Raw genomic sequence first — 5137 nt, 5'->3', positions numbered from 1 at the left:
GGCGTCGGGCGCTGGCGCCGCGCGGGCGCCCCGGGAGGCGGCCGCGTACGTCAGCGGCCAGGCCGGCGCCGGCAACCCGGACGGGGACGCGTACGTTCCGCCGGCCGGCCGCGCCGTCAACACCAGCCATCCCAGCCACGTGATCGGCCGCGGGACGCCCGCCAGCTGCACGTCAGCGGCCGTGGTCAGGGCCGTCGCCGAGGGCGGGATCATCACGTTCGACTGTGGCACCAAGCCGGTCACGATCACGATGACCGCCACCGCCAAGGTGGTGAACACCAGCCACCAGGTCGTGCTTGACGGCGGCGGAAAGGTCACGCTGAGCGGCGGCGGCAAGATCCGGATCCTGTACATGAACACCTGCGACCCGAAGCAGGTGTACACGACCACCGACTGCTGGGAACAGCAGTGGCCGCGGCTCGTCGTGCAGAACATGACCTTCGCGGACGCGTACTCGCCCGTGCGGGAGACCCCCACGTCGGACTACGGGGGCGGTGCCATCTTCGACGAGGGCGGCCAGCTCAAGGTCGTCAACTCGGTGTTCCGCGACAACCGGTGCTATAAGGACGGTCCCGATCTCGGCGGCGCGGCGATCCGGGCCCTGGGCATGTACATGGCCACCCCCGTCTACATCACCCACGACACGTTCACGGGCAACTCCTGCTCCAACGGCGCCGCCCTCAGCGGGCTCTACGCGAACTTCGACGTCATCGACAGCCTGATGACGGACAACAAGGCGATCGGCGAGGGCGCCAACCCCCCGAGTCCCGGCACGCCCGGCGGCGGCAGCGGCGGTGCGATCTACACCGACGGCGACCACTACAACCTGATCATCGACGGCACCGTCATGCGCGACAACACCGCGAACGAGGGCGGCGGAGCCATCTTCTTCGTGGTCGACGCGGGCGGCGGGACCCTGACGATCGAGTACTCCACGCTGCACCACAATCCCAGCGCAAAGTTCCAGAACGCCCCGGGCATCTTCGACAGCGTCGACGGCGTCGTCACCAAGCCGGTCGTGATCCACTCGTCGATCACCTAGCCCGCGACCTGGGTCGGCGAGCCCTACACTCCTTGCATGGCCAGGTACTTCGACGTTCATCCGGCCAACCCGCAGCGGCGCGCCATCGTCGAGGTCGCCGATATCGTGCGCGCGGGCGGCGTGATCGCCTACCCGACTGACTCCTGCTACGCGCTCGGCTGCCAGCTCGGCAACAGCGACGGCATTGCCAGGATCAGGTCGATCCGCCGCCTGGACGACCGCCACCACCTCACGCTGGTGTGCCAGGACTTCGCCCAGCTTGGCCAGTTCGTCTACGTTCCCAACCGGGTGTTCCGGGCCATCAAGGCGGTGACCCCGGGCAGCTACACGTTCATCCTCCCCGCGACCAGGGAGGTGCCGCGCAAGCTGCAGCACCCGGGGAAGAAGACCGTCGGGGTGCGCATCCCGCGCCACGTGGTGACCCAGGCGCTGCTGGCCGAGCTCGGCGAGCCGCTTGTCTCAACCACCCTGCTGCTGCCAGGCCAGGACGAGCCCATGACCCAGGGATGGGAGATCGCGCAGCAGCTCGACCGCGCCGTGGACGCGGTGATCGACTGCGGCGACTGCGGTACCGAGCCGACGACGGTGATCGACTTCTCCCAGCCCGAGCCCGAGATCGTCCGTCGCGGGGCAGGCGACCCGTCCGACTTCGAGTGAACCGGGGCGTGGCCCTACCGGGACCCCGGCGCGGGCGGCAGCGGGTATCGGGCACGGTAACCGGGGCCGATCCGGAGGCGACTTGGCATGCGCCCCTTGCCCGCGAGCTGCGCGAGCACGGCGCGGAGGCGATCCTGAAGCCCCGGCGGCCCGCTAATGACCGCGGGGCGGGGCCTGGGTATCGGTGCGGTCCTTGAGCAGGGCGGCGGTGACGGCGCAGATCGCCAGGGCGGCCATGACGAGCACGGTGTGGCGGGCGATCGCGGTGTAGAGCCTGACCTGCGACTGGTCCAGGGCGAAGCAGTCCTTGCCGAACGTCACACAGACATGATCGGCAGGCGGCTGCGCTCACACAGGGCCATTACCTAACAAGGTCACATCAACCGCACCCGCGCGTTCCCCCCAGCTCAGACCCGAATCCGCGAGTAAGCCGGTGACACGACCTGGTAGATACCGATAGGTGCCGCTCTGTCCTGGGATGATGATCGCTGCCAAGTGATTGTCAGCCCAGTGGAGAGGACACCTATCTGGTGAGCAGGATACGTGCTGGTGGATTGCGGCGTCAGCCGGTGCGGGCCGGCGCGCCGGACCGGTCGCTGACGGCGAACGCGGGCCTGGCCGCGGTCACCGGGCTGTGCGGACGGCTCGGCGTGATCGGGGCGCTGGATGCGGCGGCCGGCCCGGTCAGGCAGCGGGATCGCGGTTTCGGGGCCGGGGAGCTGCTGGCGGGGATCGCGGCAGCGCAGCTGGCCGGGGAGGACTTCCTGACCGGGCTGGACCGGCAGCGCGCCGGTATGGCAGGCCAGCAGATCACCCCGGTGCCGGGGCTGGCGTCGACGACCGCGGCGGGCCTGGCCCGGCGGATCACTGCCGGGCAGTGGCGGGCGGTGGAGGCTGGCCTGGCGGCGGTGACCGGGCGGATGCTGTCGCTGCTGCCCGCGGAGCGGGCGGCGGCGCTGGCCGCCGGGCCGGTCACCATCGACCTGGATACCGCCGACGTGGAGGTCTGCGGCCGCAAGAAGCGCGGGGTGGCCTATAACCATCAGGGCCGGCGGGTCGGGCGGCCGCACGTGGCGGCGTGGGCCGGGACCGGGATCGTGCTGGCCGCCGGCCTGGGCGACGGGACCGGTGACCCGCGCGCGACCGCGCCGGGCCTGCTGCGCCGCGCGCTGGCCGCCCTGCCCGCGGCGGCGCGGGCTTCGGGCCGGGTGGCGATGCGCGCCGGCGCCGGGTACTTCGCCGGGCAGCTGGCCCGCGCCGCCCGCATCGAGGACATCAGCTTCGCGACCGGCGCCAGGCGGATCGCTCTGCTGTGGCGGCTGCCGGCCGGGATCGCCGAGAGCGACTGGCACGACGCGGCCGGCATGGACGGCGCCCAGGTCGCTGTCGCTGAGTACTGCCCGGACTGGTGGCCGGCGAACACCCGGCTGCTGGTCCGCCGGGTCCTGCCGGACCCAGCCCAGGTCTCTGCCGGCCCCAGGTCCCGGCGGCGCCGCACCCTGCACCCGGACCAGCGCGCCCTGCCGATCCCCGAGCTGGCCCGCGCCGGGGCGGTCTACGCCTACAGCTTCATCCTGACCAGCCTTGCGTGTCCGCCCCGGACAAGGCGGTGGCCGCCGGGCACTGGTACCGGCACCGCACCAGCATTGAGAACATCTTCCGCGGCGGCAGGCCCGGCGCCGCGCTGCGGCACCTCCCGCCGGGATATCCCCAGGTGAACCTGGCCTGGATGCGGGGGGCGCTGCTCGCCGCGAATATCGCTGCCTGGCTGCACCAGCTCACCGCCGTCACCGCCGGGCAGGACATCATTTACGGGCACGGAGTGCGCGGCGGCAAGGCCATGATCGCCGCCTTGCGGTGGCCGCTGATCGCCGTCCCGGGCCGGCTGATCCGCCACGCCCGCCACCTGGTGCTGCGGCTGCCGCCCGGCCACAGCCTGCTGCCCGAGGTCCTGACCCGGCTGCGGGACCTGCCCGCACCCGCCTGACCTGCGAACCTTGAGCTCCGGCTCCCCGTCCTCGCCCACGGCCCGCCAGCCCCAGCCCGCAGGAAGGCCCCCAAACCGCGAACCCGGCGCCGGCTCCCGGGCCGCCAGCATGCCCGCCACCACGAATCACGGCACACCAAGATCATTTACGGAAGCAGGATCAGCTCACCGCGCCATTCGCGGAATCGGGTCTGATCCGTCCCTGCGATAGGTGCCGAGGTCTTGCCGGGGAAGATCAGTGCTCAAAGGTCGGCGCTTGCGCCGATCGCCGTTGCGGGGCGACCGGAGGGAGCGCCCCTGACAGTGACCTTGGGCGGCGAGAGGATGCTGCAGCACGGAGGACGGGCCAAGCCCGGTTCCGCATGCGCGTGCCGGGTGCTGCGTTACGGCGGGTCGGCACAGGTCCGGCGATAGCGGGGACGGGCGCCCGGCGTCGGCGGCGCGCCCGGCAGGGCCACTGCCCGGGAGGGCGCGACAGGGCCGACGCCCCGGAATGCGGCCAGTCCCCCTGCTTTCCCCGCCGGGCCCATCGGCCTGGTGGCGCTGCCCGTCTGAGTTCACGCACTCCCCAGCCAGCTGGCGCCCTCCTGCGATCGTACGGGCTCAGGCCCGGCACTGGCGTGCCGCGGGCGCGCCCTTGAAGCCGTAGAGAAAAAGCTGTCACACGCCTTGGGGCGACATTGGGCGACATTGGGGCGAGTGGCCGGATACTGACCGGGAAACAAGTACGATCGTGGATGCCGCTCTCGGCCATGTGCCCCGGATGTGCCCTCCGGCAGTACGGCGCGAACGAAAGAGCAGGTAGATTCCCCCATGCGCACCTATGGGCTGCGGTTCGACGTGAACTGCTCGATCCTGTTCACCGAGCTTCCGCTGCTGGCGCGGCCGGCCGCGGCGAAGGCGGCGGGATTCGACGCGGTGGAGTTCTGGTGGCCGTGGGCGGAGATCGTGCCGTCGGACGCCGACGCGGACGCGTTCGTCGGGGCGCTCGCCGACGCGGGAGTGGAGCTGGTCAGCCTCAACTTCCACACCGGTGACATGGCGGCCGGAGAGCGCGGCCTTGTGTCGATTCCCGCGGCGGCCGCGGCGTTCCGCGAGAACATCCCGGCGTGCGTGGAGATCGCGCGGCGGACCGGGTGCAGGCGGCTGAACGCGGCGTACGGGAACCGGCTTGACGGCGTGGACCCCGCCGAGCAGGACGCGGTCGCGATCGAGAACCTCGCGATCGCCGCCGCGGCCGCCGCGACGGCCGGTGCGTCCGTCCTGGTCGAGGCGATCAACTCGGTCGACGTTCCCGCGTTCCCGATCGACTCAAGCGCCGCCGCGTTCGCGGTGATCGACAAGGTGCCCGCGGCCAACGTCGCGTTCCTCGCCGACGCCTACCACCTCGCGACGATGGGAGAAGACGTGCCGCGGGTGCTGTCGCGGCACCGGGACCGGATCGGTCACGT

At 71.8% G+C, this 5137-nt stretch carries 6 protein-coding genes; 5 read left to right on the top strand and 1 reads right to left on the bottom strand.

Annotated elements, in window-relative coordinates:
• Both Q1N79_RS19490 and Q1N79_RS19485 read left to right on the top strand, forming a co-directional pair.
• The coding region (locus tag Q1N79_RS19490) for a hypothetical protein (RefSeq protein WP_300610930.1) at window positions 1–1042 on the top strand (1042 nt) is incomplete at its 5' end.
• Between the two features lie 36 nt (window positions 1043–1078).
• Window positions 1079–1699 carry an L-threonylcarbamoyladenylate synthase gene (locus Q1N79_RS19485; protein ID WP_300610927.1) on the top strand — a complete coding sequence of 207 codons (621 nt, stop codon included), beginning with the start codon at window positions 1079–1081 and terminating at the stop codon, window positions 1697–1699.
• Window positions 1700–1852: 153 nt separating this feature from the next.
• Here the strand turns inward: Q1N79_RS19485 and Q1N79_RS19480 are convergent, their stop codons facing one another.
• A complete protein-coding gene (locus Q1N79_RS19480; RefSeq protein ID WP_300610925.1) occupies window positions 1853–2020 on the bottom strand; it encodes a hypothetical protein in 168 nt (55 codons plus the stop codon).
• A gap of 209 nt (window positions 2021–2229) precedes the next feature.
• On the opposite strand from Q1N79_RS19480, the gene Q1N79_RS19475 reads away from it, so the two are divergent.
• The 3 genes from Q1N79_RS19475 to Q1N79_RS19465 form a co-directional block, all read left to right on the top strand.
• Window positions 2230–3417 carry a hypothetical protein gene (locus Q1N79_RS19475; protein WP_300610923.1) on the top strand — a complete coding sequence of 396 codons (1188 nt, stop codon included), beginning with the start codon at window positions 2230–2232 and terminating at the stop codon, window positions 3415–3417.
• The gene (locus Q1N79_RS19470; protein WP_300610921.1) at window positions 3414–3686 is read left to right on the top strand and encodes a hypothetical protein; all 273 of its coding nucleotides are present in this window, start codon (window positions 3414–3416) and stop codon (window positions 3684–3686) included. The genes Q1N79_RS19475 and Q1N79_RS19470 overlap by 4 nt, the downstream gene beginning before the upstream one ends.
• 813 nt (window positions 3687–4499) lie before the next feature.
• Window positions 4500–5137 (top strand): TIM barrel protein (locus tag Q1N79_RS19465; protein ID WP_300610920.1); only part of this gene is annotated, 638 nt, incomplete at its 3' end.

The organism is Trebonia sp. (assembly GCF_030042015.1).
In the GTDB taxonomy this organism is placed as follows: domain Bacteria; phylum Actinomycetota; class Actinomycetes; order Streptosporangiales; family Streptosporangiaceae; genus Trebonia.
The sequence above is the reverse complement of the archived record's forward strand: the minus strand, read 5'-3'. Positions and strand labels throughout refer to the sequence as shown.